22 protein-coding genes are annotated in these 24,017 nt (G+C 41.7%); 20 read left to right on the top strand and 2 right to left on the bottom strand.

Going from position 1 to position 24,017, the window contains the following annotated elements; genetic code table 11:
• The first annotated feature begins 12 nt into the window (after positions 1-12).
• Together AC4HAJ_RS02650 and AC4HAJ_RS02645 are read left to right on the top strand one after the other, a co-directional pair.
• Positions 13-654 carry a DUF6287 domain-containing protein gene (locus AC4HAJ_RS02650; protein ID WP_491078613.1) on the top strand — a complete coding sequence of 214 codons (642 nt, stop codon included), beginning with the start codon at positions 13-15 and terminating at the stop codon, positions 652-654.
• A 216-nt stretch (positions 655-870) separates the two neighbouring features.
• Positions 871-2,781: an N-acetylmuramoyl-L-alanine amidase family protein gene (locus AC4HAJ_RS02645; RefSeq protein ID WP_491078612.1), complete on the top strand. Its 1,911-nt coding sequence runs from the start codon at positions 871-873 to the stop codon at positions 2,779-2,781.
• Positions 2,782-2,845: 64 nt separating this feature from the next.
• Here the strand turns inward: AC4HAJ_RS02645 and treR are convergent, their stop codons facing one another.
• Complete coding sequence (treR, locus tag AC4HAJ_RS02640; protein WP_491078611.1) at positions 2,846-3,559, bottom strand: trehalose operon repressor; 714 nt, start codon at positions 3,557-3,559, stop codon at positions 2,846-2,848.
• Positions 3,560-3,776: 217 nt separating this feature from the next.
• Here treR and treP point away from each other — a divergent pair, with 217 nt between their 5' ends.
• The 10 genes from treP (at position 3,777) to AC4HAJ_RS02590 (ending at position 15,405) form a co-directional block, all read left to right on the top strand.
• Positions 3,777-5,744 (top strand): PTS system trehalose-specific EIIBC component, encoded by a 1,968-nt coding sequence (treP, locus tag AC4HAJ_RS02635; RefSeq protein ID WP_491078610.1) that lies wholly within the window; start codon positions 3,777-3,779, stop codon positions 5,742-5,744.
• 529 nt (positions 5,745-6,273) lie between these two features.
• On the top strand, positions 6,274-7,902 hold the full coding sequence (gene treC / locus AC4HAJ_RS02630; protein ID WP_491078609.1) for an alpha,alpha-phosphotrehalase: 1,629 nt from the start codon (positions 6,274-6,276) through the stop codon (positions 7,900-7,902).
• Between the two features lie 206 nt (positions 7,903-8,108).
• Positions 8,109-8,948, top strand: coding sequence for an aldo/keto reductase (locus tag AC4HAJ_RS02625; protein WP_491078608.1), 840 nt, complete (start codon positions 8,109-8,111; stop codon positions 8,946-8,948).
• Between the two features lie 146 nt (positions 8,949-9,094).
• The gene (locus AC4HAJ_RS02620) at positions 9,095-9,406 is read left to right on the top strand and encodes a PadR family transcriptional regulator (protein WP_491078607.1); all 312 of its coding nucleotides are present in this window, start codon (positions 9,095-9,097) and stop codon (positions 9,404-9,406) included.
• Between the two features lie 10 nt (positions 9,407-9,416).
• Positions 9,417-9,950, top strand: a complete 534-nt coding sequence (locus AC4HAJ_RS02615; protein ID WP_491078606.1) for a DUF2812 domain-containing protein — start codon at positions 9,417-9,419, stop codon at positions 9,948-9,950.
• A 275-nt stretch (positions 9,951-10,225) separates the two neighbouring features.
• Positions 10,226-10,537 (top strand): hypothetical protein, encoded by a 312-nt coding sequence (locus AC4HAJ_RS02610; RefSeq protein ID WP_491078605.1) that lies wholly within the window; start codon positions 10,226-10,228, stop codon positions 10,535-10,537.
• Positions 10,538-10,999 (top strand): CPBP family intramembrane glutamic endopeptidase, encoded by a 462-nt coding sequence (locus AC4HAJ_RS02605; RefSeq protein ID WP_491078604.1) that lies wholly within the window; start codon positions 10,538-10,540, stop codon positions 10,997-10,999. It begins immediately after the preceding gene.
• A 257-nt stretch (positions 11,000-11,256) separates the two neighbouring features.
• Positions 11,257-11,994, top strand: a complete 738-nt coding sequence (locus tag AC4HAJ_RS02600) for an ABC transporter ATP-binding protein (RefSeq protein WP_491078603.1) — start codon at positions 11,257-11,259, stop codon at positions 11,992-11,994.
• Between the two features lie 2 nt (positions 11,995-11,996).
• Positions 11,997-13,346, top strand: a complete 1,350-nt coding sequence (locus AC4HAJ_RS02595; RefSeq protein ID WP_491078602.1) for a hypothetical protein — start codon at positions 11,997-11,999, stop codon at positions 13,344-13,346.
• Between the two features lie 163 nt (positions 13,347-13,509).
• Positions 13,510-15,405, top strand: coding sequence for a M13 family metallopeptidase (locus tag AC4HAJ_RS02590; protein ID WP_491078601.1), 1,896 nt, complete (start codon positions 13,510-13,512; stop codon positions 15,403-15,405).
• A gap of 591 nt (positions 15,406-15,996) precedes the next feature.
• On the opposite strand, the gene AC4HAJ_RS02585 is transcribed toward AC4HAJ_RS02590, so the two are convergent.
• Positions 15,997-16,908 carry a LysR family transcriptional regulator gene (locus AC4HAJ_RS02585; RefSeq protein WP_491078600.1) on the bottom strand — a complete coding sequence of 304 codons (912 nt, stop codon included), beginning with the start codon at positions 16,906-16,908 and terminating at the stop codon, positions 15,997-15,999.
• A 218-nt stretch (positions 16,909-17,126) separates the two neighbouring features.
• On the opposite strand from AC4HAJ_RS02585, the gene AC4HAJ_RS02580 reads away from it, so the two are divergent.
• From AC4HAJ_RS02580 to AC4HAJ_RS02545, 8 genes are all read left to right on the top strand, one after another.
• Complete coding sequence (locus AC4HAJ_RS02580) at positions 17,127-17,267, top strand: hypothetical protein (protein ID WP_491078599.1); 141 nt, start codon at positions 17,127-17,129, stop codon at positions 17,265-17,267.
• Positions 17,268-17,342: 75 nt separating this feature from the next.
• Positions 17,343-18,488, top strand: coding sequence for an amidohydrolase (locus tag AC4HAJ_RS02575; RefSeq protein ID WP_491078598.1), 1,146 nt, complete (start codon positions 17,343-17,345; stop codon positions 18,486-18,488).
• The gene (locus AC4HAJ_RS02570) at positions 18,485-19,531 is read left to right on the top strand and encodes an iron-containing alcohol dehydrogenase family protein (RefSeq protein ID WP_491078597.1); all 1,047 of its coding nucleotides are present in this window, start codon (positions 18,485-18,487) and stop codon (positions 19,529-19,531) included. Before AC4HAJ_RS02575 ends, AC4HAJ_RS02570 begins: the two co-directional genes overlap by 4 nt.
• Before the next feature lie 3 nt (positions 19,532-19,534).
• On the top strand, positions 19,535-20,701 hold the full coding sequence (locus AC4HAJ_RS02565) for an aminotransferase class I/II-fold pyridoxal phosphate-dependent enzyme (RefSeq protein ID WP_491078596.1): 1,167 nt from the start codon (positions 19,535-19,537) through the stop codon (positions 20,699-20,701).
• Between the two features lie 7 nt (positions 20,702-20,708).
• Positions 20,709-22,031 carry an MmgE/PrpD family protein gene (locus AC4HAJ_RS02560; RefSeq protein WP_491078595.1) on the top strand — a complete coding sequence of 441 codons (1,323 nt, stop codon included), beginning with the start codon at positions 20,709-20,711 and terminating at the stop codon, positions 22,029-22,031.
• Positions 22,025-22,576 carry a GNAT family N-acetyltransferase gene (locus tag AC4HAJ_RS02555; RefSeq protein ID WP_491078594.1) on the top strand — a complete coding sequence of 184 codons (552 nt, stop codon included), beginning with the start codon at positions 22,025-22,027 and terminating at the stop codon, positions 22,574-22,576. Before AC4HAJ_RS02560 ends, AC4HAJ_RS02555 begins: the two co-directional genes overlap by 7 nt.
• Entirely contained in the window at positions 22,566-23,246 is a 681-nt protein-coding gene (locus AC4HAJ_RS02550) for an amino acid ABC transporter permease (protein ID WP_491078593.1), read from the top strand. Before AC4HAJ_RS02555 ends, AC4HAJ_RS02550 begins: the two co-directional genes overlap by 11 nt.
• Positions 23,243-24,010, top strand: coding sequence for an amino acid ABC transporter ATP-binding protein (locus tag AC4HAJ_RS02545; protein WP_491078592.1), 768 nt, complete (start codon positions 23,243-23,245; stop codon positions 24,008-24,010). Before AC4HAJ_RS02550 ends, AC4HAJ_RS02545 begins: the two co-directional genes overlap by 4 nt.
• The last annotated feature ends 7 nt before the right edge of the window (positions 24,011-24,017 follow it).

Here is a 24,017-nt window from a genome sequence, read left to right as displayed (position 1 = left end):
GAGGAAAGAATCATGAGAAAGAAAAATTATACAATTATAGGACTTGTCCTTGCTGTGTTATTGGTCTTGTTGTTGGTATATGTGAAAAATACCAAGCAGGCAGAGTCCAGCAAGGCTCCCGATAAAATTGAGCAAACGACCAAAAAATCTACCTCTCAATCAAGTAAAAACGAAACCAGTACAAGTCAATCTAAGCAAGAAGAGGTGGCTCAAGATACGCAAAATAGTCAATCTAGCTCACAATCTTCTGCTAATCAAGGATCCTCACAATCCTCTGCTTCACAAAATGACAAAAAAGGCAGTACACAAGGCTCAAAGGCCTCATCGAGTATTGATCCTAATGCCCTAGGGACTGATTACAGCAGTATTGCTGGAACCTGGACTAATAATCAAGGGGAAAGCATTACTATTACAGCAGATGGTCAGGTGACCTATGCGTCATCATCAGATACAGTCTATGGTCTGCAGTCTCAAGGTGTGTATGATGGTGTTTATTATGCAGGGATCTACAATCCCAATCAAATTGGTGGTGCAACCTTTATTGTGATTCCAGCTGGTGCTACCAACCCAAATACAGGGGGAGTTTCAGATACAGATATGATTGCTATTGGGCAAGATGCTAGTGCTTATGATCATCCCTTCACTCGAAGCTAACTAAAAGGTTCTATAATTTCCAGTGAGACTATTACTCACCTAAGAAGTTATAGGGCCTTTATTTTTGCTTTAATATTTCAAAACAATAACATTGTTGCAACAAAATCAGTCGAATTTAATTAAAGATGGCAATAGATAGTGGTATCAGCTATAAGGTTATGATAAACTAATTGAGTATAGTTTTATACAATTCTTAAAATTTAGGAAGGTTTTTCTATGGAAAAGAAAACACGCACAACCTTGCACAAAGTCAAAAAACATTGGGTAGCTCTCGGTGTAACGACTCTTGGCTTGAGCCTATCTAGTGCTCTAGTACAGGCTGATGAAGTGGCAGAGACGCTTCCAGCAGACTCTGTTGAAACGGCACAAGCAGCTAAAAGCACAGTGTCAGAGCAGACTGCTGCCAACCAATCGGTTGAAGCTCCAGCGACGACTGAAACGGCTACTAGTGAACTTGCTGCTCCAAAAGAGGAGCAAGAGGTGACAGAGACAGCGCAATCAGAAGCTCCAGCTGATCAGCTTGCTGAAAATTCGGCTGCGCTCCAAACCCCTACCCCTGTACAAGAAAATAAAGCAACCCCAGCAAGTACCAGCACAGATGCTGACTTGGTAAATAATGCCCCTATCAATAAATCGGGTAATTTTGCAACCTTCCAAACAGCAAACCTTGATCAAACACAAGGATGGAAGACTGCAGATAACAAGACTTATTTCATCAACGACCGTAATGAACGCATTACAAACTGGGCCTCAGTGGATAACAAGTGGTACTTCTTTGATAAAACAGGTGCCCAAGTCAAGGGACAATTTGTTAAAGAAAGAGACTACTCCACTAATACGAAATATGTCAACGAACAAACTGGAGAAGTTAGCTACGGCTTATTTGAGGTAGATGGCAAACTATACTATGGTGATGCCTACGGGACAATCCTAAAGCAAACCAATGCTCCACTTGTTAGAAATGGTAAAGCCTACACGATCAACAGTGAAACAGGAGAGTTGACTTTAGCCAGCGACTCAGTAACCTACCGAGATATTAATGGTAAAGAGGCTACTCAAGGTTTTGTAACACCAAATGGAGAAGACTGGTACTATCTCAATCCAGAAACCGGTCAACCTCTTACAGGACGCCAAGTCATTGATGGTAACACCTACTTCTTCTACGATGATGGCCGTCAGGCTAAGGGAGTCAGAGTTCAAGAAACGATTGATGGCAAGTCAAAAACCTCTTATTACGCTTATCACAATGGAGAGCTAATGACTAGTACCAAGGCTATCGGTATCTTTACCGAAGTGAATAGCGACGGTTCAGCAGTTAGCTTGCAATACAATCCTTACTCATCAAGTGTCGATCTAGATGCAGATGGAAATGTGATGAAAGAGGGCCAAATCAGCATCGATGAGACCAAGTACATGGGCTATGCCATCGGTAAGAGTTTACCTTCCCTTCGGACCAATCTCCTCTATAGCACTAAAGATCACAAGTACTACTTCCGTAAGAATGATGGGAAAAAGGTAGTTAACGATTTTGCCTATCTAGGAGATACAGACCAGTATGGCTACGGTATTTCTTACTGGGGAGCTGTCCAAAAAGCGCCAAGAGGCTGGTATTACTTTGGTGAAAACGGCCGTATGGTGACAGGTCTTCAAACCATCAACGGCAAGACCTACTATTTCCGAGATAATGGTGTTCAGCTCAAGGGTGAAACCTTTACGCTAGATGGTAAGACCTACATAGCTGATAGCAACTCCGGTGAAGTTCGTGAGATTTCAGCGCAGACACCAGGCTACTGGTATGCCAAAGGGGACCAATGGTTCCATACAGATGCCCAAGGTAAAGATCTGACTGGCTGGCAATTTATTGATGGTCAAAAAGTCTACTTTAATGCCGATGGCTCTCAAGTCAAAGGAGCCTTTATCTCTCCTGATGGCGGCAGCACATGGAATTATCTAGATAAGGATAATGGCTCACCAGTGACTGGCTTTTTAGAGCTTGATGGCAAGACTTACTATTTTGATAAGGACGGTGTCCAAGTCAAGGATCAGTATCTGACAATTGATGGTAAAGTTTACCAATTTGCTCCATATACTGGGGAAGTCATTTATGTCAACCCAGCTGTCAATTAAAATATAAAACCTGCCTAGGTAATAGACCTAGGCAGGTTTTTGTAGTATTGGCAGAAGCGATGGCTTAATCTTTTTTTCTTTGGGCATAGTCGACAAAGTGGAATTTTTCAAGTAGATGTCGGCTTTCGGTAAATTGAAACTGTTGCCCATCTGCCAGGTAGACCCTAGACTGGACAGACACAACATGGTGCTCATTACGAATATCCAGCCAAATTTTATCGCGATCAGTCAAAGGGACAATAGTAATTTCTTTTTCCGCATAAGCAATATCCAGATGAAGATCTTCTTCTAGGTAATGATAAATAGACTTTTGAGCAATATCAGCAGTCATCTGGTGGACATAATCGGTTAGAAGATAGTCGATATCTAAGACAGAAGCAATACCATCAACTCGTCTCTGGCGCATCACACGCCAGACCTGCCTACCAGTAGGAAGGCCTGTAACCTCGTGAAGACCTTTATCGATGATTAGGCGATCCAATCCAATGACCCTAGTTTGAGAGAGGATTCCGAGTGAGTGGACCAACTCCTGATAGCTGGTCAGATGAGAGACAGGGAAATTGAAGTGTTCTTGCCCCAAGACTTGGCTGGGACGTCCTTGCTTCTTTATAATCAGACCTGCCTGCTCCAAAAGATTCAAGGCTTTTCTAACAGTATCACGACTGACCTGATAAGATTGTGCTAGATGGCTTTCGCTAGGCAGATAGCCATTGACTGGATAGACTCCTCGGTTGATCTGAGCCTCGATTTCCTTGTAAATAGCTTGATATTTTTTCATAAGGGTCCACCTTCTCTACAACTTGTAGGTATTTTACCATACAAGTGATAAAAATACTGTAAAAACTGACTTTTTTTTAGCGAATCTTATTGTCAATAGGGATAGCCTTAGGATAAAATGAAAGCGCAAACATAAGAAGGCGCCCAATCTTGTGTTTCTCTATTTCCTCTCGGAGAATGATGGACAACCATCTTCTTGATAGATTAAAGGAGTTATCATGGGAAAATTTGAACAAGATGCCCGCGAGATGCTAGAAGCAGTCGGGGGCAAGGACAACATTGCTGCAGTTACACACTGCGCAACCCGTATGCGTTTTGTTTTAAACGATGAAAGCAAGGCAGATGTCAAGCGTTTAGAGGCTATCCCTGCTGTCAAGGGGACCTTTACCAATGCTGGTCAGTTCCAAGCTATTATCGGAAATGATGTCCCTATTTTTTACAACGATTTCACAGCAGTCTCAGGTATTGAAGGTGTCTCTAAGGAAGCTGCCAAATCAGCTGCCCAAAAGAATCAAAATCCCCTTCAACGTGCCTTTGCCATGCTGGCAGAGATCTTCACACCAATTTTGCCTGCCATTATCGTTGGTGGTTTGATCCTAGGATTCCGCAATATCTTAGAAGGGGTTCATTGGTCAGCCCTTGATGGTAAAAGTATTATAGAAGTTTCTACCTTCTGGAATGGAATCAATGATTTCCTCTGGCTGCCGGGTGAAGCGATCTTTCAATACCTACCAGTAGGAATTACTTGGTCGGTCAGCCGCAAGATGGGGACCAGCCAAATTTTGGGAATTGTCTTGGGGATCTGTTTGATTTCACCTAACCAATTGCTCAACGCTTACAACTTTGCGTCAACACCAGCTGCTGAGATTGCTTCTAAATGGACTTGGGACTTCGGTTTCTTTACTGTTGAGAAAGTTGGCTATCAAGCTCAGGTTTTACCTGCCCTCTTAGCAGGTCTATCCCTAGCCTATCTAGAACGCTTCTGGCGTAAACATATCCCAGAAGTTGTTTCTATGATTTTTGTCCCTTTCTTATCCCTAATGCCAGCCTTGATTTTAGCTCATACAATTTTGGGTCCAATCGGTTGGACCATCGGTAGAGGGATTTCCTTTGTCGTTCTGGCTGGTTTGACAGGACCAGTTAAATGGCTTTTTGGAGCTATCTTTGGAGCTCTTTATGCACCTTTAGTGATCACTGGTCTCCATCACATGACCAACGCTATTGATACCCAGCTGGTTGCGGATAATGGAGGGACAGCCCTTTGGCCAATGATTGCCCTGTCCAATATCGCCCAAGGTTCAGCTGTTCTTTCCTACTACTGGATGAATCGCCACGATGAGCGTGAAGCACAGATCTCTCTACCTGCTGCTATCTCAGCCTATCTAGGGGTTACCGAACCCGCTCTCTTTGGGGTCAATTTGAAATATATCTATCCTTTCATCGCTGGTATGATTGGTTCAGCACTAGCTGGCCTTCTCAGTACGACCTTTAATGTGACAGCCAACGCCATTGGTATCGGTGGTCTTCCAGGAATCTTATCCATCCAAGCTAAATACATTCCTATTTTTGCCCTTCTGATGGCGATTGCGGTTATCGTACCTTTTATCTTGACAGTAGTCTTTCGTCAAGTAGGTCTCTTTACCAAGACCGAAGATGCCACTGTCAAAGCTCCTCAAGTAGATGCCGTTGTAGAAGCCAAGGCAGCAACAGAAGTTGAGCCAGGGACGCTGATCCATATCCAAAGTCCTCTTCAAGGAGAGGTCAAAGAACTCAGTCAATCTCCAGATCCAGTCTTTGCTCAAGGTGTCATGGGTCAAGGAGTTATGATCGAACCTAGTGAGGGAGAGCTTATTGCGCCTGTAGATGCGACAGTTTCAGTTCTGTTTCCAACCAAGCATGCGGTCGGCCTCGTGACGGATCAAGGCCTTGAAATGCTCATGCACATCGGTATGGATACGGTTAATCTCGATGGTCAAGGTTTCACTGCTCATGTTAACCAAGGAGATCAAGTCAAAGCAGGCGATAAACTCATCAGCTTTGATATTGAAACCATCAAAGCCGCTGGCTATCCAGTCTCTACGCCGGTTATTGTGACCAACCAAAATGATTTCCAAACAGATGCCTTAGGTAGTCTACCGCATGCTGTCCAACGTGGTGACGCCCTCCTAACAGCAAGTAAACTATAAGATACAGCAGAGGCTTGTTATCTAAGTGCTTTACACTTGATAACAAACGCCAATCACTAGGGTGAATTGGCTACCTCTTCCACTAACTCCGTTTGGTTAGTAAAATCGACTAACCAAACGGAGTGTCGCAAGGACGCAAAAAGCGATTAGGAATTTAGGAAATGGAGTGACTATTCACTGAGAATCTAGCGACATTTATCTAATTCCACAGGAACGTAGGCGAGTTCAATTGACAAAGTATCGCTAAGACCTTAGGTCTTGTTCTACTACACAAACTACTATGGTAGTTTGCTATGCCAATTACTAACTTAGAACCTTCGGTATGATCGACCGTAGGTTCGAAGTGTCGCAATTATTAAGATACAGCAGAGGCTCGTTATCTAAGTGCTTTGCTTGGTGACTATATCTGACCAATCATTACATGGTTTGACAGTTTACAGTCATAAATGAATAGTAGTTAAAAATTATTTTGTACACAGAAGAGATGAGACACCTGTCTTAATCTTTTTCTGTGATAAAAGGGGAAGACATGACATTTGATAAAAGAAAAGTGGTCTATCAAATCTATCCCAAGTCTTTTAAAGATACGACAGGTGATGGTTTTGGTGATTTGCGTGGGGTGATCGAAAAACTCCCTTATCTAGCTGATCTAGGTATAGATATGATTTGGCTCAATCCTTTCTACCCTAGTCCCCAGCATGATAATGGCTATGATGTGTCCGATTACACAGCTATCAATCCAGATTTTGGGACTATGGCAGACTTTGAAGAGATGGTTGCAAAAGCTAAGAGTTACCATATTGATTTCATGTTGGATATGGTGTTTAACCATTGCTCTACAGAGCACGAATGGTTTCAAAAAGCCTTAGCTGGGGATCCCTATTATCAGGACTTTTTCATCATTCGTGATCAGCCGACAGACTGGCAGTCCAAGTTTGGTGGTTCTGCCTGGGCTCCCTTTGGCGATACTGGGAAGTATTACCTCCATCTCTTTGATGAAAGTCAGGCTGATCTCAACTGGCGCAATCCCAATGTTCGCAAGGAGATTTTCAAGATTGTTAATTTCTGGCGGGACAAAGGGGTTAAGGGCTTTCGTTTTGATGTCATCAACCTTATTGGTAAGGATGAGATCTTAGTGGATTGTCCAGTAGATGATGGCAAGCCAGCCTATACGGATAAGCCTATTGTCCACGATTACCTCCGCATGATGAATGAAGCCAGCTTTGGTCAGGATGATACGATTATGACAGTGGGAGAGATGAGTTCGACCACGATTGACAGCTGTATCCTCTACTCAGCTGAGGAGCGTCATGAACTCTCTATGGCCTTTAACTTTCACCATCTCAAGGTAGATTACCAAGACGGGCAGAAATGGACGATCACCCCATTTGATTTTGAAGAACTAAAAAGGCTCTTTCATACCTGGGGAGAAGCCATGAGTAAAGGTAATGGCTGGAGTGCTCTCTTCTGGAATAATCACGATCAACCCCGTGCTCTCAATCGTTTTATTGACACCAAAAACTTTCGCAATGAGGGAGCAACCATGCTGGCAGCCAGTATCCACCTATCACGTGGAACCCCTTATATCTACATGGGCGAAGAAATCGGTATGCTCGATCCTGACTATGATAGCATGGCAGATTATGTGGATGTGGAGAGTCTGAATGCCTATCAAATCATGCTGGATGATGGTAAAACACCAGATGAAGCCTTGGCGATCATCAAGGCCAAGTCCAGAGATAATGCCCGCATTCCCATGCAATGGGATAGTTCAGCTAACGCTGGCTTTAGCACTGGGACCCCCTGGTTAAGGGCCGGTAGATCCTATCCGGATATTAATGTGGAGAAAGAAAAGTCTGGCAAGATCTACCCCTTCTACAAAAAGCTGATCCATCTGCGCAAGGCCATGCCACTGATTGCTGAAGGAGCTTACTCCCCTGCTTATCAGGACAGTCAGCAAGTTTATGCCTTTGAACGTCAGTATAATGGCGAGCACCTCTTGGTTCTCAATAACTTCTATGGCAAAGACATTGACCTAGAACTTACTAGCCGATATCAGCAAGGACAAGTACTAATCAGCAATTACGATGGTGATGTTTTAGGAGAGACTATCACCCTTAAACCTTATCAAACGCTAGCGATCCTAGCGAAAGAATAAACCTTAGGAAAAGAATGAAAGTCGCTTAAAAAGTTGGGCCTACCCAGCTTTTTTTACATGAATAGCATAGAGTCCCTATTGTAAGTGAAAGAGTATATTTAGCGAATATCTTTTCCTTGCCTTGGAGTTCACTCTAAGTGATATACTATTAGGGTCATCAGGCCTCTAATGGGCTTGATATCTTATCAACAAAGGAGAAGAGATAAATGTTTAATTATACCTTATCAAATGGTCAAGAAATTCCTGCTCTTGGATTTGGGACTTGGCAAACTCCAGATGGTGATGTAGCTGAAGCTTCTGTAAAAGCAGCTATTGAAACTGGTTACCGTCACATCGATACAGCTGCCATCTATGGTAATGAAGAATCTGTCGGCCGTGGTATTAAAGCTGCTGGAGTGCCTCGTGAAGAGCTTTTCATTACAACTAAATTGTGGAATAGCAACCACTCATACGAAGCTGCCAAGGCTGCAATCGATGAGTCTATCGCTAAGCTGGACTGCGATTATTTGGATCTCTACCTAATCCACTGGCCAAATCCAAAAGCCTTCCGTGATAACTGGAAAGAAGCTAATGCTGGTGCATGGCGTGCCATGGAAGAAGCTGTAGAAGCTGGTAAAATCAAAGCTATTGGTGTTTCTAACTTCTTACAGCACCACTTGGATGCTCTGCTTGAAACAGCTAAAATCAAGCCTGTTATCAACCAAATCTACCTCAGCCCAAGTGTTCAACAAAAGGAGTTAGTCGCTTACAATAATGCCCATGACATTCTCAGTGAAGCTTACAGCCCACTTGGAACTGGGAAAATCTTTAGCATTGACTCCCTCAAAGAACTAGCAGCCAAATATAATAAAACCGTTGCCCAAGTCGTTCTTCGCTGGAGCCTGCAAAAAGGCTTCTTACCGCTGCCAAAATCAGTCCATGAAGATCGTATCGTTGAAAACTTCCAAGTCTTCGACTTTGAATTAACAGCTGACGATATGGCAGTGATCGACGCCCTCGAAGGTCAAGCAGGAGAAGCACCAAAACCAGATGAAGTAAACTTCTAATGAAGCTAGAAAATCATATACGAAAAGTGTTCTGACTAATCAGAGCACTTTTTATTATTTTTCAAATATATCCTTGACAGATATATCGTAGCGTGATATATTTATTTCACAAATCGATATATCGCACGGCGATATAAGGAGGAAATATGAGAATACAAGCATTAACAGAAGCCGTTTACTATATCTTGTTAGTCCTACTTGAGCCAAAGCATGGCTATGGGATCATGCAGGACGTAGAGGAACTGTCCAAAGGTCGCATCAAGCTGGCAGCTGGCACGCTCTATGGGGCACTAACCAATCTGCAAAAAAAGGGCTGGATCGTCCTCGTGTCAGAAGAAATCAAAGAACGCAAGAAAAAAGAGTATTTGATTACTGAACGAGGTAAAAAAGCCCTAGAAGCAGAAATCAGACGTTTGGAAGAACTGGTCGATAATGGCCATAAGCATTTGAACAAATAGGAGATGAAAGATGAAGAGAAAAATAACGAAGTGGAAATTTTTTGGATTTGGTGATTTTCAAAAAGAAGAAGACTGGCTCAATGACATGAGTGCGCAAGGTTGGGCTTTTGTAAAGCACAAGGGTGTATATAGCTATATCTTTGAGCCTTGTCAGCCCTCTCAGTATACTTATCGTCTGGATTACTTTGGCCGCAAGAGTAAAAAAGAAGTGGCGGACTACATTGAGCTTGTTCAGGAGACGGGGGCAGACTGTATCTTGAAATTTAATAATTGGGGCTATTTCCGACATACGGACCCTGATTTCAAACTTTACTCAGATAGCGCTTCAAAACGAAGATTTTTAAATGAAATTTTGTCAGTATTAATGATGTTTATTCTGGGTCTAATATACTCTTTATGGAATCTACCACCACGATCACCCATTTGGATCCTGTGTGGTTTAACCTCACTTCTCGTTTTGAGTCAAATCATCAAGATTCAGCGCCTCAAGCATGACCTCAAAAAATCCAGTCAACCAGATATCTTTGAAGATGGTGAGGTGTAGAGCACTTGCTTTATGAAAGGTCTTCTACCTTTAGAGATAAGTTTTTCTTAAAGGTAAAAAGAATAGTTTCAAGACAGGAACGATTCTTTTTTATTTGTTGGCTGGAGTAAACCATCCAAATAGATAAATAGTTTATATATTTGGGTTGACATCTCCAAATAATAGCAGTATATTTTATATATAAAAAAGTTATATATAAATAATCAGTAACAAATCTGAGAGCGACGTGACTGAATTGCATTAATGCCCTTTTGCCTACTGCTAGGAGGTGTCTTATGAAACATCGAGTTACAACCTACTTAATTTGGACATTTGCCTGGACTTGGGGATTTTTGGGGCTAGCTATTGTCCTTAAGAAATTAGGTTATGATAGCGGCTATATACTTATGCCTTTGATGACCTTAGCTAGTTTCGGCCCCTTTTTAGGAGCCAAAGCGGCTCTTAATCTGACATGGAGGGATCTTCCGCATTTTCTATTTTCAGGAACGAAAACCTCTTGGAAACTTTTGTTCCCCTTTATTGGCCTACTGATCTTAAGCTCAGTTTTGATAACAGGCGGTGACCCTGTCGGTCATGCCCCTTTATAGTTGTTACCGATTGATTGGGTGATCAATATCGTTATTATCACCTTGATTGGCGGAGGCAATGAAGAGCCGGGGTGGCGTGGCTTCTTGCAGCCGGAGCTGGAAAAGGTCACAAATGTTCCCTTAGCAACATTCTTGGTAGCTGTGGTTTGGACGATTTGGCATCTGCCCTTGTGGTGGTTGGATAGAGGTCAAAATTCCTTCTTAGTATTTTTTATCAGTGTGCTCTTTCTGGCATTATGGCTGGCATCCTTACGTCGAGCGGGAGGGTCTGTCCTCATCTGCGCCCTATTTCATGCTGCTGTTAACCGTATTCCTATTACCTTTAATGGTGTTTATGGGCTTTTATCAGTCGGTGATATGCACCAAATTTCAGTACCTTACTTGATGTTAGGGCTTTTAGCCCTAACAGCTTACAGTATATTCTTAATAGCAAGGAAGGCTCAGAAAGTCGAAAAATACTAAGAGTGAGACAAGAGCTTAGTAAAGGTTGAGGAATGATAGAAAAAGTTAAAGCAGTTTAAAGATATATCTTCTGGCTAATAAAGTTAACGATTGCTGAATGTTTAACCGTTCAGGGTAAAATAACGACCGTTCACGACATAGACAAATAGAAGCAAGACAGATTTGTTATAATTTATTCATCTTATTGAGATGGTACAGTGATAGGAAAAATCATGAAGCTACTAAATAACGTTATAAATAAATTAGGAGGTGGCACAATGACAGACATTGCTATAGAAACCAAACAACTAGGTAAGACTTTTCAGATTGATCAACATAAAAAGATTGATGTCCTCAAAGATATTTCTTTCACCGCTTACTATGGTGAGTTTATCTCTATATTGGGGATCAGTGGATCAGGGAAGTCTACCTTACTCAACTGCATTTCCAGCCTATCAGAGCCCAGTCAAGGAGAGGTTAAGGTCAATCATCGCAATCCTTACACCTTGAGCAATGGTCAACTCTCCAAATTGCGCAGAGAAGAGATTGGATTTATTTTTCAGTCCTACAATCTAGTTCCTGCTTTACCAGTGCTCGAAAATATTGCCCTGCCCCTTAGATTATCCCACAAGAAAGTGGATAAAGATCAGATCAAGGCTCTATTAGACCAAATGCATTTTCAAGCCGACCTAATGGCGCCTGTATCGACACTATCAGGCGGTGAGAAGCAACGGGTAGCGATTGCTAGAACCTTGCTGTCTGATAGTCATATTGTTTTTGCGGATGAACCTACCGGTGCCTTGGACAGTTCCTCACGTACTATTATTTTTGATCTGTTACGGGAATTAGCTAATCAAGGCAGATGTGTCATCATGGTCACCCACGATATAGAGTTAGCTAGCCAGACAGACCGAGCGCTGATTTTAAAAGATGGTAGGTTGGATCAAGAATTGCTAAAACCTTCTGCGGAGCTACTTTATCAGGCTCTTGAAGTAAACGATAGCGAGGCTATGTGATTATGCTCAAACTTATCTATTATCAATTTAATTATTCTAAGAAACAATGGCTAAGTATCTTCCCCTTATTCTTTGCTTCTAGTCTATTGGTTGGTATCTGTTTATTAGTTGCTTTTAATGTAGAAGAGCACTCTCAAGTATTCAGCAAAGTTGGTACGCCGGTACCCTTGTTTATTGGACCAATAATCTTTGGCGGATTGACCCTATTATTTTTAATCTCTGGTTTGATTAAATTGTTACTTCAATTTTTTAAAGAGGATTACCACTTATGGGTGGTTAATGGAGCTAGCCGTATCCAATTATCTTTTCTGATTAGTGGTCAGTTGGCTATCCTAGCTGGTTTAACCAGTGTCCTAGGTGGGATCTGTTCTCTGTTTTGTGCACGCTGGTACTATAGTTATGTGCAAACCTTAACCGGTAAAGAACAGTTACCGACTATCCCCATTGCCTTTAATGGTCTAGCCTTCCTACTGACTGTTATCATCTTAGCGACGCTTGCCTTTCTTGGTGGCTTTATTCATTCCTATAGGATATTAAATAAAAATGCCTTGCTTGGTGATAGTTTTGATTCACACAAACGCTTACTGCCAAAACTAGTGAGACTTAGCTGTCTTCTTGTTAGTCTGCTTCTTTGGCTAAGATTAGTTTGGCCATTTTTCCCGGTGACTAGTCAAACCAAATTTGATGAAGCATTATTTTTAAAACTGGATGACTCGATTCTCCTGATTTTAATCTTACATATTATTTTGTTAAACTTGTTGTCACCCTATATTCAAGTCAAGTTGACCAAGTGGCTATTAAGCTGGCCGTCCTCTTACAATGTTGTCCTATCTAAGTGGACCATCTTGCAGGATAGGGATTATTTAAAGTCTTTAACAACCTCCATAGCGATCACAGCCAGTCTCATTTCACAGTTTATGATCTTTTCAGATGTCGCTTACTCTGACTTCTCAAGTGAGGCAGGTAGGGCTGAAACAATGGCCGTTCTATTATTCTTTGTAGCAGGTCCCCTCATTGTCGCCTTGGCCAACATCCTATCTATAACCATTCTCTCGTCTCTCAATGAATATCAGACAGTCAAACAATGGGCGACCCTAGGTATATCCCATAAGCAGGCTATGCTTATTCGTTTCACCCAATCTCTGGCTTATGCAGGTGTGACACTGGTGACAACCTTGATCTTTAACCTCGTCTTCTTTTACCTCATGCGAAAAGAAGCCCTGTTATTAAACTATAAGGGAATTAAGTATAGCAATATTTACCTATACGCTGTTGTTATTACAGTGATGATGTTTGTCTTTGTATTTGTCACAAAAACTATCGCAGACTTTAAAAATCAAAAAAGAGCATAGATTAATCAGTAAGATACAAATTACTAGGATCTATTAATATCCTGAATCTATTTTTAGATAAACAATCTATGTCATAAACCCAACCACTCTAATTAGCTAAACTGATAAAATTTCTGACTTTTGTTACAATAGAGCCACCGAGAAAATGTTAAAGGAGATCGTAATGGTACGTTTACAAGATGATTTTTTTGAAGCGGTCAATGGAGAATGGGAAAAGACCGCTGTTATTCCCGACGATAAGCCTCGTACGGGTGGTTTTTCAGATCTTTCTGATGCTATTGAGTCGCTCATGTTGGACACGACAGATCGCTGGCTGGCAGGTCAAGAGCTGCCGCAGGATAGTATTCTGGAGAACTTTATCAAGTTCCACCGTATGGTGGCTGATTATGACCAGCGTGAAAAGCTAGGTGTAGCACCTGTGCTACCCTTGATTGAAGAGTACCAGGCTTATGACTCCTTTGCCGACTTTGCCAAGGATATGGGGAGACTAGAGAAAGAAGCCAAAGCCAATCTCTTACCCTTTGGGGTATCACCTGACTTCATGGATGCTAGGACAAATGTCCTCTGGGCAGAGGCACCATCAACTATTTTGCCAGATACCAGCTACTACACTCCTGATAATGCCAAAGGTCAAGAGCTTTTAGCCCTCTGGCGTCAGACCCAAGAGGCGCTCCTTCCGAAGTTTGGCTTTTCTGAAGATGCTATCAAAGATATGCTGGATAAGATCATTGAGCTGGATGCCAAGCTAGCTCAGTATGTTCTTTCCAGTGAAGAATCTTCGGAGTATGTCAAGCTTTATCACCCCTATGATTGGGAGGATTTTGTAGCCTTGGCACCTGAGCTGCCGCTCAAGGCTATCTTTACAGAAATCTTAGGTCAACAGCCAGACAAGGTGATCGTCCCTGAGGAGCGCTTTTGGACGGATTTCGCCAAAGATTACTATAGTGAAGCTAACTGGCCCTATCTCAAAGCCCTTCTCCTTCATGGAGCAGCCACTGCCTATACCTCTTATCTAACAGATGAGATTCGTATCATGGCTGGTGCCTACAACCGTGCCCTATCAGGGACCCCTCAGCCCATGGATAAGAAAAAAGCAGCCTACTATCTAGCCCAAGGCCCTTATAATCAGGCTATCGGGCTTTGGTATGCCAGTCAAAAGTTTTCTCCAGAAGCCAAGGCTGATGTCGAAGCTAAGGTGGCGACGATGATTGATGTCTATAAGGAACGATTGGCTCAAAATGATTGGCTCCAGCAGGCTACGATCGATAAAGCTATCACCAAGCTCAATGCCATCACTCCCCATATTGGCTATCCAGAAAAATTACCAGAAACCTATGCCAAAAAGGTTATTGATGAAAAGCTCTCTTTGGTTGAGAATGCTCAAAATCTAGCCAGGATTTCTGTAGCCCACAGTTGGAGTCAGTGGAATAAGCCTGTCGATCGTAGCGAGTGGCATATGCCAGCGCATATGGTCAATGCCTACTATGATCCTCAGCAAAATCAAATTGTCTTCCCTGCTGCTATCTTGCAGGCACCTTTCTACTCCTTAGAGCAGAGTTCGTCTGCCAACTACGGTGGTATTGGAGCAGTTATTGCCCATGAAATTTCCCATGCTTTTGATACTAATGGCGCCTCTTTTGATGAAAATGGCAGCCTCAAAAATTGGTGGACAAAGGAAGATTACGCTGCCTTTCAAGAGCGAACGGATAAGGTTGTTGAGCAATTTGACGGCATTGACTTTGCCGGCGGTAAGGTCAATGGTAAATTGACTGTCTCTGAAAATGTGGCTGACCTAGGCGGTCTAGCGGCAGCGCTGGAAGCGGCTAAGCGAGACAGCGATTTTTCTGCTAAAGATTACTTCATCAACTTTGCCACTATCTGGCGTATGAAAGCACGTGAAGAGTATTTGCAACTCTTGATTTCTATTGATGTCCATGCTCCTGGAAAACTCCGTACCAATGTCCAAGTCCCTAACTTTGATGAATTTTTTGAAACCTTTCATGTTAAAGAAGGAGATGGTATGTGGCGAGCACCAAAAGATCGAGTCGTCATTTGGTAAAAAAGTTGGAAAAACTTAAAAATATTAAGGACATTTTAAGTGAGATTGAGTATACTATAGTCAATCCTAAATAAACTTTTCTTTTTCATAATCTCCGGAAAGAGCTCAACATTAGTTGGGTTCTTTCTTTTTTGATTAATGTTCTAAACTTTCCCTAGATCGGCTCCGCTGCTCTAGGGCCCGTCCTTCTAACTCACTGGCGTATCGTAGAATGACGTGTCTTTTTCATAATCTCCGGAAAGAGCTCAACACTAGTTGGGTTCTTTCTTTTTTATATCATTTTTAAACTTTCCCTAGATCGACTACGCTGCTCTAGGGCCCATCCTTCTAGCTCACTAACGTATCGCAGAATGACGTGTCTTTTTCATAATCTCCGGAAAGAGCTCAACACTAGTTGGGTTCTTTCTTTTTTATATCATTTTTAAACTTTCCCTAGATCGGCTCCGCTGCTCTAGGGCCCGTCCTTCTAACTCACTAACGTATCGTAGAATGACGTGTCTTTTTTCACCATAACAAAAACACTCCTAGTTCTAGTTTATTAGATTTCAACAGGAGTGTTTTTCTTACATCTAGTGACAAAAGGTTTTGACCCTAGTGAGCCTCATGGTTTCTAAATTCGCTGAGACTTTTTTGGACTTGTTTGATGAAAGTAGTGATTATTGCGGTGTTTTTAGCTTTTTTAGGTCTGACATATCCCAAGGTATGCAAGGGACTGTCTCTAAGCGGGACTAGGATGATTTGCTCACGTATAAAACTATTGACAATGCCCAGTCCTGAGGCATAGGCTTCCGAAGCTCGAAGCAGATTCATGACAGTTCCACGATCATTGGAATAGATAATCTTTTGATAGTGGTTGATCTCAAGAGGATCCTCATCAAAATGAAGTCCCGTCTTTTCCTGCTGAAAGCGGATTTGGGGATAGGTAGCTAGGTCTTCTTCGCTAATAGCTTCTTGCTTGGCTAGAGGGTGGTCCTTGCCGAGAAAGATACGAGTCGGAAAATCCCCAAGCGAGGTAAATTCCAGTCCTAAGTCAGCCATATGGCGGTTTAGGATACGACGATTTTCATCATTGAGATAGATAATGCCAAGATCACTCTCATAAGAAGCTACACTCTCTAAGATTTGACGGGTAGTAGTCTCTATGAGCTGAAAATCCTGATAATCATCTTCGTATTTTTCAGAGACATAAGCCAAGGGATCGGAAAGAAAGTCATAGTGGTGGCTAGAGACTGTGAAGCTTTTGAGGTAATCCTTTTGGTAGCGCTGTTCAAGGAGTTTAACCTCTCCTAAAATGCGCTTAGCATACTTGAGAAAGTCTTGACCTTCCTCGGTTAAGACCATCCCACTGTTAGTGCGTTCAAAGAGCTGAATGTCCAGCTCTTTTTCTAATGTACTGATAGCATTTGAGAGATTGGGCTGGGTCATATACAGAGCCACAGCAGCCTTGTTGAGTGATCCATATTCGGCCACAGCCACTGTATAGCGTAGATGCATGAGATTCATGGCAAGTCCTCCTCTAATGTGATTGGTTCTAGCTCATCAAAGTTCTCTCATTTTAGCATAAAAAAATTGGCTATAAATAAAAGTAATACCCAGCAGTAATAAATATAGATTAGCCAGGAACTAACGAAGGTGATATGATGTGAACAATTCTAAAAGTACTGGACTTAAGCGTTACAGCTAAAGCCCTCTAGTCTTGACCTAAGAAAGGACCTTCGCCTATGTTAGCATGGATAAAATCGCTTATAAACAATGAAGAATTAGAAAACGAAGAGTACTTGTACCGCCTCACTGCCCTAGATTATCAAGGTTACCTATCATCTGAAGCCACATCATTACTGACTTCAATCTATCAAGTGTAGCATATAAAGTGGTGATAAAAATAATTGATAGACTAATAAAAAATATAAAAGAGATCTATTAAGGTAGGTAACGTGATGTCAAAAGAATTTTATGAGAAATTAGTCAGTGTGCGTCATCATATCCATGCACATCCTGAAATTTCTGAGAATGAATATGAAACCAGCCAATTTATCAAAAATTATTTAAAGGAATTAGGCATTGAGCCGCTTAGTTATCCTTTAAAGACAGGTGTGATCGCTGAAATTGGTCACGGTGAGCCAGTGATTGCCTTGCGAGCGGATATTGATGCCTTGCCTATTGTTGAAAAAACAGGTTTAGACTATGCGAGCAGTACCAATGCTATGCATGCCTGCGGGCATGATTTTCATCAAACAAGTTTACTTGGTGCAGCCGAATTGCTCAAAGAACGAGAAGACGACCTCCAGGGAACGATTCGATTGATTTTTCAGCCTGCGGAAGAAAATTTCCAAGGGGCCTATCAAGTAATTGAAGCTGGTGGCTTGCAAGGAGTATCAGCTATCCTTGGCTACCATAATAATCCTCATCTAAAGCCAGGGCAGATAGGGCTACGACCTGGCGCTATCATGGCAGGTGTTGAACAATTTTATGTAGAGGTCAAAGGCATCAGTTCGCATGCTGCTAGACCGGATCTAGGCGTGGATACAGTGCTGGCTATAACTAACATGGTCAATAATCTTCAAACCATTGTAGCGAGAACAGTCTCACCCTTTCAGTCAGCGGTGCTATCAGTGACTCATATTGATGTAGGCACAACGTGGAATGTATTGCCGGCAAAAGGCTTTTTTGAAGGGACAATCCGTACCTTTGATCCCGAGCTCCGCTTATCTGTTATCGATAAATTCACCAAGATTGTGGAAAGTACAGCTGCTCAGTTTGGAGCGGATGTTTCAATAAATTGGGGCAATTCACCTAAAGTAACATACAATGATGCAACGCTTACCTCAATTATCTTTGAGCAAGCCAAAACGTTTGCACAGGTAGTTGATACTTTACCCTCAACAGGAGGCGAAGATTTTGCGGCCTATCAGGAACAAATTCCAGGAGTTTTTGCCTTCGTGGGATCAAACGGAGCCAAAGGAGCTCCAGATTGGCATCATGATGATTTTATAGTCCTAGATGAGGCTTTGCCAACGGCTGTTAATTATTACGTTGAAGGTGCCTTTAAGCTACTAAGTTATTATGGAGGTAGTGATAGATGACTGAGCGTACCATAAGAATGAGTCCAGCCGAATACATCAATGAGCGTGGTATTTTAAAAAAATTGCCGCATATCCTCAGTGAGAAGGGAATTGTAAAGCCGGTTATTTTAACCGATCAGACAGTATATCCTATCATTAATGAGTTTCTGCCAGAAAGCTTTTTAGATGATAATCATGTAGAGTTTTTTGGAGGTTTCTGTACCTTTGAAGAAATTGCTCGTCTGACTGATTTATTCGAGGATTATGATGCTTTACTAGCCTTTGGTGGAGGCCAGTTGATTGATACTGCAAAAGTAGTAGCTGATCGATTACGTATCCCAATTATTAATAGTCAAACAGTTCCTTCTAACTGCGCTGCGATCACGACTAAAAGTATTATCTACTCTCAGTCTCACGAAAAAATTGACAATATTCGCCATAAAAAAGCAGTCGATATGGTCTTGCTAGAGCCTGATATACTCATTCATGCTCCTAAAGAATATATTTTGTCCGGCATTGGTGATACTTTAGCTAAATATTATGAAATCCGAAAGCGTATAACACTTGATAAGACGAACCAAGTATCTTTGAAAATAGGACGTTTTTTCATTGAGCTATGCCGTGAGGAAATGCTAGTGGTCAAAGATTTGGAGGCATTATCAGAACAACAACTAATCAATCTGTTCGATACGATTTTTCTGGTAGCAGCTAGTGTTGATGGCATTGCCGATCAAGATGGTCGTAGCGTGGTAGCCCACGCTTTTTACAATGCTTATGTTAAGATACAGCCTGATTATAGCAAAACTCATGGTGAAGCGGTTGCTCTAGGGAGTTTAGTCCAAGTGCTAATAGAAGGTGACGACAAGCTAGCTGATGAAATCACCACCTATCATAAAATAATTGGTCTTCCCTTGACCCTCAGAGAGCTTGGGCTGGTAAAAGATGAGGAAATTGATGAGTTGGCACAGTACATCACGAGAAGATCTGATAGTCGTGTCCAATCCATTTTTCCAAACTTAGACCGCTCACATGTACGGCAAGTACTAGAAAGTATACGAGGGTAACGGATGAAGGTTGAAGAATCGCACAGAGTGCAAAAAAGAGCAGACCATTTTGCAGCCCGTCAGCAAATTAAGATAAAAGAATTAAATAATCTGGGTAAATCAGTTATTAATTTGGGGCGAGGTAATCCAGACCAACCGACCTTCCCGGGGATTGTTGATGCCTTAAATCAGGCAATGAAGGATCCTTCTAATCATGGTTACCCTCCTTATGGAGGCAAGCAAAGTTTAAAGGAAGCTATCATCCAATTTTACAAATCAGAGTATCAGGTGGCTCTTGAACCAGATGAAGTAACTATTTTTAGTGGGTCTCTAGCAGCATTAACAGCTTTACCTATGGTTTTAGCCAATCCAGATGATACGGTTTTAACACCAGATCCAGGCTTTTTTGGCTATGATGCCGGAGTCAAGATGGCGGGGGCTGAAAATTATCCCTTGCCACTGTTAGAAAAAAATCATTATTTGCCAGATTACGACAGTATACCTGTTCAAGAATTGACAAGGGCAAAATTATTGTTTTTGAATTATCCTCATAATCCGACAGGAGCAGGAGTGACGAGTGATTTTTTTGAGAAAACAGTAGCTTTTGCTAAAAAGAACCAAATTGTTGTAGCTCATGATTTTGCTTACTCGGATATTTCATTTAAAGCAAAATCACCAAGCTTCTTACAGACCCCAGGTGCCAAGGAAATTGGAATCGAAATTTATACATTATCAAAAACGTTTAATATGGCTGGTTGGCGGATTGCCTTTGCAGTGGGTAACAAGCAAGTGATTGGTCTTTTGCGTGATTACATTCGATCTTCTGTTGGTGGGACCTTCGGAGCTGTACAAGATGCGGCTATTCACGCCTTGACACAAGAGCTTGAACAACGTCAAAAACTCAGAGATCTTTATGCCCATCGCAAAGATTTAGCATTTAGATTACTCAATCAAGCAGGCATCGATGTAGGAGATAGCGATGGCACTTTCTTTCTTTGGATTAAACTACCGAAAGAGTCCAGTGATGACTATCAGTTTGTTGAGAATCTCTTAGAGACTGAACAGGTGGCTTTGATCCCCGGATCGGTATTTGGAGAAAATGGAAAAGGCTACCTGCGCCTGAGTCTTGTATCAGATAGTCACGAATTAAAGAATGGCGTTGAAAGACTGATACGATTTATACAGAAATGAGGCTATGATGACAGAGGAAGAGATAATCATTCAGTATTTACTAAGGGGTATTTTTAAGAAAGAAGCAAGAAATTTATTGCCAAGGGCACGTTTGGCTCTGTTGGATTATCTCGGCTGTCTTTATGTCGGTTTGAGCCACCCACGAGTACAATCTCAATTAAATAGCTTGTATCCTCAACTCTATCAAGAACTCTTACTAAGCACAGAGACACCTATGGAACAACTGGCTCTGGCTTATGGCTATGCGTCACACTATGATGATTTAGATGATGTTCACGCTCATTTCAGAGGGCATCCAAGCAGTGTTATTTATTCAGCCTTGTTAGCCACCTTAGAAGACGAAACAAGAGATGATGTTTTACAAGCTTATATTTTATCGTTAGAATTTGTCGGACGTTTAGGCTTGCAATTACAACCCAATCATATTGAACGAGGATGGCATGCTACAGCAACGCTAGGGAGCTTAGCAGGAGCAGCGGCTATTGGTATTCTAAAACAGTTGGATGAGCAGTCATTTGCGCAGTTATTATCTCTAGCTAGCAGTCAATCATCTGGATTTCTCTACCAAGAAGGGACGGATGCTAAACCTTTGCAAGCGGGTTTGGCGACAAGGAATGCTGTGGTGGCTTATAAATTAGTCCAAGCGGGTTTTACAGCCAAGAAAAATATTTTTGGTGAAAAAGTAGGCTGGAGCCAGACCATGTCGGGAGTTGCCGTTTCTGTCCCTCAGTTAGTGGAGCAGTGGCTACAACCGGCTCAGATTGAACAGCCAGGTCTCTGGTTCAAGATCTATCCTTTCTGCTCGGCAGCTAATGCAGGGTTCGATTTGGGTCAATCGGCTTATCAAGAAGGGATCAAGATCGAGGATATCAAAGAAATACATGTACATTTTTCAAAAGATGGTGATAGAGCGTTGACATATAAAGCTCCGGAGACAAAGTTTCAAGGAAAATTCTCTATTGAATATTTATTGTGGTTAGCTTTGTCTAAAGGTACGGTATATGATAATGATTTTAGAGACGAAGCAGTTTCAAATGAGTTTATTGAATTCTCTAAAAAAATTTATCGTCATCATGATTTAAAAGCAACTGTATCTGAGCGTCCGACACGTTTGCACTTGTTGGGATACAATGCTGAGACTTTGTTTGACCAATTGCAGACAAAAGCAAAAGGATCTCCTGATAATCCTTACACTACTAAGGATCTGCAAGAAAAATATCACCGACTGACATTTGGCAAGGAAAAAAGAGTTTACCAAGCCATTTTAGAAGGAGAAAATCATCCCCTAAGTCAGACTCTAGAGCAATTTAGAAAGGATGCTTTATGGTAATAGAGAGATTAGATCCAGCTGATATTGTTGCGCTAACCGAACTTTTCCATCAGGCTTATGCAGCTGACGAAGCCCTGGGGATTCATTTTAAAGCGGCTACTATTTCTGCTGATGAGGTTTATCAGGCCAATGCCTCCTTGCCGACCTTTGTGCTTAAAAGGCAGGAAAAACTGATTTCTAGCGTCTCTGTTCGTTTGCCCTGGTCAAGCAATCCTGGACCTTTTGCTCTCCCCCATATCGGCTGGCTAGCCACTGACCCAAACTATTCGGGTAAAGGTTACGCAAAAGCACTTATGAATAGCTTGATTGAAGAGTATATCAAAGGAGAACTAAAAGCTCCAGCTGTCACATTAGGAACTGCCGCTGAGCATCCCTGGCTAATTGGAGCTTATAAAAAGATGGGGTTTAACTACTTGGGAGAACGACAGTTGTTTAGTGACCATAAGACGGTTTATATGATAAAAATCCTGGATCGTCAAGCGCTATTTAGAGTAATGGATGATGAACTATTAAGCCATTTAAGGAGGACAGGCTATGAATTTTAGTTGGGCATATTTTTTTGATTTATTTTTAAAATTACCGAGTTATATCCCTGTTACAATTTTGATAGCGGTACTTTCAATGATAGTAGCAGTACTCATTGGAGCCCTTATGACACTGTTCCAGCTTTCTAATTTTAGATTACTGAGATACTTTGCCGTGGCCTACATTTCCTTGTTCCGAGGGATGCCAACCTTAGTGCAACTATTTCTTATTTTTTATGGTTTGCCCCAACTATTTCCAATGTTTCAGGGAATGACTGCCTTAAGTGCAGCGATAGGTGGACTTGGATTAAAGCAGTCTGCTTATCTCTCTGAAATTTTTAGAGCCGCTGTTAATTCTGTAGATAAGGGTCAGATAGAAGCGGGAGAATCCCTCAATATTCCTAATTGGAAAATTTTCTTGCACGTTATTTTGCCTCAAGCTACCCTGAATGCATTACCAGCAACAGGAAACACCTTTGTTAGTTTGTTAAAGGAAACCTCTTTAGTATTTACCTTGGGAATTACTGAGCTCTTTTCACATTCAAAAATGATAGCTGGTGAGTCGTTGAGATATTTTGAAACCTACTTGGCAGTAGGCCTACTGTATTGGGGGATGATTATTATTTACACTTGGATACAGCATTACATTGAAATTGATTTGCAACGACCATATAGGAGGGAAAGCGAATGAGTCTAATCGAAATAAAGAATCTAGGTGTTACAATTGGGAACAAGGAAATTTTAGAGGACATTAATTTAACTTTAGAAAGGGGAAGTGTAACAGCTTTTGTAGGACCATCGGGATCAGGAAAAACTACCCTGTTGCGGACAATTAACTTGCTGCAAAAACCGACGAGTGGCAGTCTTAAAATAGCAGACACGCAAGTAGCAGCTCCCCATATATCTGGAAAAGATGTCAAAAAAATTAGAAGTCATTCGACCATGGTCTTCCAACATTTTAATCTTTTCAAAAATTACACTGTACTAGAAAATGTCTCTCAACCCTTAGTTCTCAGCAGGAAAGTTAATAAGAAAGATGCTGAAACGATTGCTCGTGAGTCCCTTGTAAAAGTTGGTCTGAGTGAATATGAGTCTCAGTACCCAATAACCTTATCCGGAGGGCAGCAACAACGTGTCGCTATTGCAAGGGCTATTGCTTTTAAGCCTGATATTATCTTATTTGACGAACCTACTTCTTCTTTGGATCCTGAGATGGTAGAAGGTGTTTTACAAGTTATTGCTGCGCTTGCTAATGAAGAAATCTCAATGATTTTAGTGACACATGAAATGGAATTTGCTAGAAAAATAGCAGATCATGCCGTTTTTATTGAAAATGGAAAAATTTTAACACAGGGTCCTGCAAACTTACTTTTATCAAGTGATAGTAGCCATGAGCGGGTGAAAGCATTTCTTAGCTCCCTTTATCGTGGATCACTCGAAAGTGCAGGACTATAAAAGGAGG

It is taken from the genome of Streptococcus sp. ALY_211 (genome assembly GCF_058314555.1).
The sequence above is the reverse complement of the archived record's forward strand: the minus strand, read 5'-3'. Positions and strand labels throughout refer to the sequence as shown.

Bases quoted from the DNA above. Each gene is read 5' to 3' on its own strand.
- AC4HAJ_RS02650 (WP_491078613.1), top strand. From the start codon at position 13: ATGAGAAAGAAAAATTATACAATTATAGGACTTGTCCTTGCTGTGTTA.
- AC4HAJ_RS02645 (WP_491078612.1), top strand. From the start codon at position 871: ATGGAAAAGAAAACACGCACAACCTTGCACAAAGTCAAAAAACATTGG.
- treR (WP_491078611.1), bottom strand. From the start codon at position 3,559: ATGAAAAAATATCAAGCTATTTACAAGGAAATCGAGGCTCAGATCAAC.
- treP (WP_491078610.1), top strand. From the start codon at position 3,777: ATGGGAAAATTTGAACAAGATGCCCGCGAGATGCTAGAAGCAGTCGGG.
- treC (WP_491078609.1), top strand. From the start codon at position 6,274: ATGACATTTGATAAAAGAAAAGTGGTCTATCAAATCTATCCCAAGTCT.
- AC4HAJ_RS02625 (WP_491078608.1), top strand. From the start codon at position 8,109: ATGTTTAATTATACCTTATCAAATGGTCAAGAAATTCCTGCTCTTGGA.
- AC4HAJ_RS02620 (WP_491078607.1), top strand. From the start codon at position 9,095: ATGAGAATACAAGCATTAACAGAAGCCGTTTACTATATCTTGTTAGTC.
- AC4HAJ_RS02615 (WP_491078606.1), top strand. From the start codon at position 9,417: ATGAAGAGAAAAATAACGAAGTGGAAATTTTTTGGATTTGGTGATTTT.
- AC4HAJ_RS02610 (WP_491078605.1), top strand. From the start codon at position 10,226: ATGAAACATCGAGTTACAACCTACTTAATTTGGACATTTGCCTGGACT.
- AC4HAJ_RS02600 (WP_491078603.1), top strand. From the start codon at position 11,257: ATGACAGACATTGCTATAGAAACCAAACAACTAGGTAAGACTTTTCAG.
- AC4HAJ_RS02595 (WP_491078602.1), top strand. From the start codon at position 11,997: ATGCTCAAACTTATCTATTATCAATTTAATTATTCTAAGAAACAATGG.
- AC4HAJ_RS02590 (WP_491078601.1), top strand. From the start codon at position 13,510: ATGGTACGTTTACAAGATGATTTTTTTGAAGCGGTCAATGGAGAATGG.
- AC4HAJ_RS02585 (WP_491078600.1), bottom strand. From the start codon at position 16,908: ATGAATCTCATGCATCTACGCTATACAGTGGCTGTGGCCGAATATGGA.
- AC4HAJ_RS02580 (WP_491078599.1), top strand. From the start codon at position 17,127: ATGTTAGCATGGATAAAATCGCTTATAAACAATGAAGAATTAGAAAAC.
- AC4HAJ_RS02575 (WP_491078598.1), top strand. From the start codon at position 17,343: ATGTCAAAAGAATTTTATGAGAAATTAGTCAGTGTGCGTCATCATATC.
- AC4HAJ_RS02570 (WP_491078597.1), top strand. From the start codon at position 18,485: ATGACTGAGCGTACCATAAGAATGAGTCCAGCCGAATACATCAATGAG.
- AC4HAJ_RS02565 (WP_491078596.1), top strand. From the start codon at position 19,535: ATGAAGGTTGAAGAATCGCACAGAGTGCAAAAAAGAGCAGACCATTTT.
- AC4HAJ_RS02560 (WP_491078595.1), top strand. From the start codon at position 20,709: ATGACAGAGGAAGAGATAATCATTCAGTATTTACTAAGGGGTATTTTT.
- AC4HAJ_RS02555 (WP_491078594.1), top strand. From the start codon at position 22,025: ATGGTAATAGAGAGATTAGATCCAGCTGATATTGTTGCGCTAACCGAA.
- AC4HAJ_RS02550 (WP_491078593.1), top strand. From the start codon at position 22,566: ATGAATTTTAGTTGGGCATATTTTTTTGATTTATTTTTAAAATTACCG.
- AC4HAJ_RS02545 (WP_491078592.1), top strand. From the start codon at position 23,243: ATGAGTCTAATCGAAATAAAGAATCTAGGTGTTACAATTGGGAACAAG.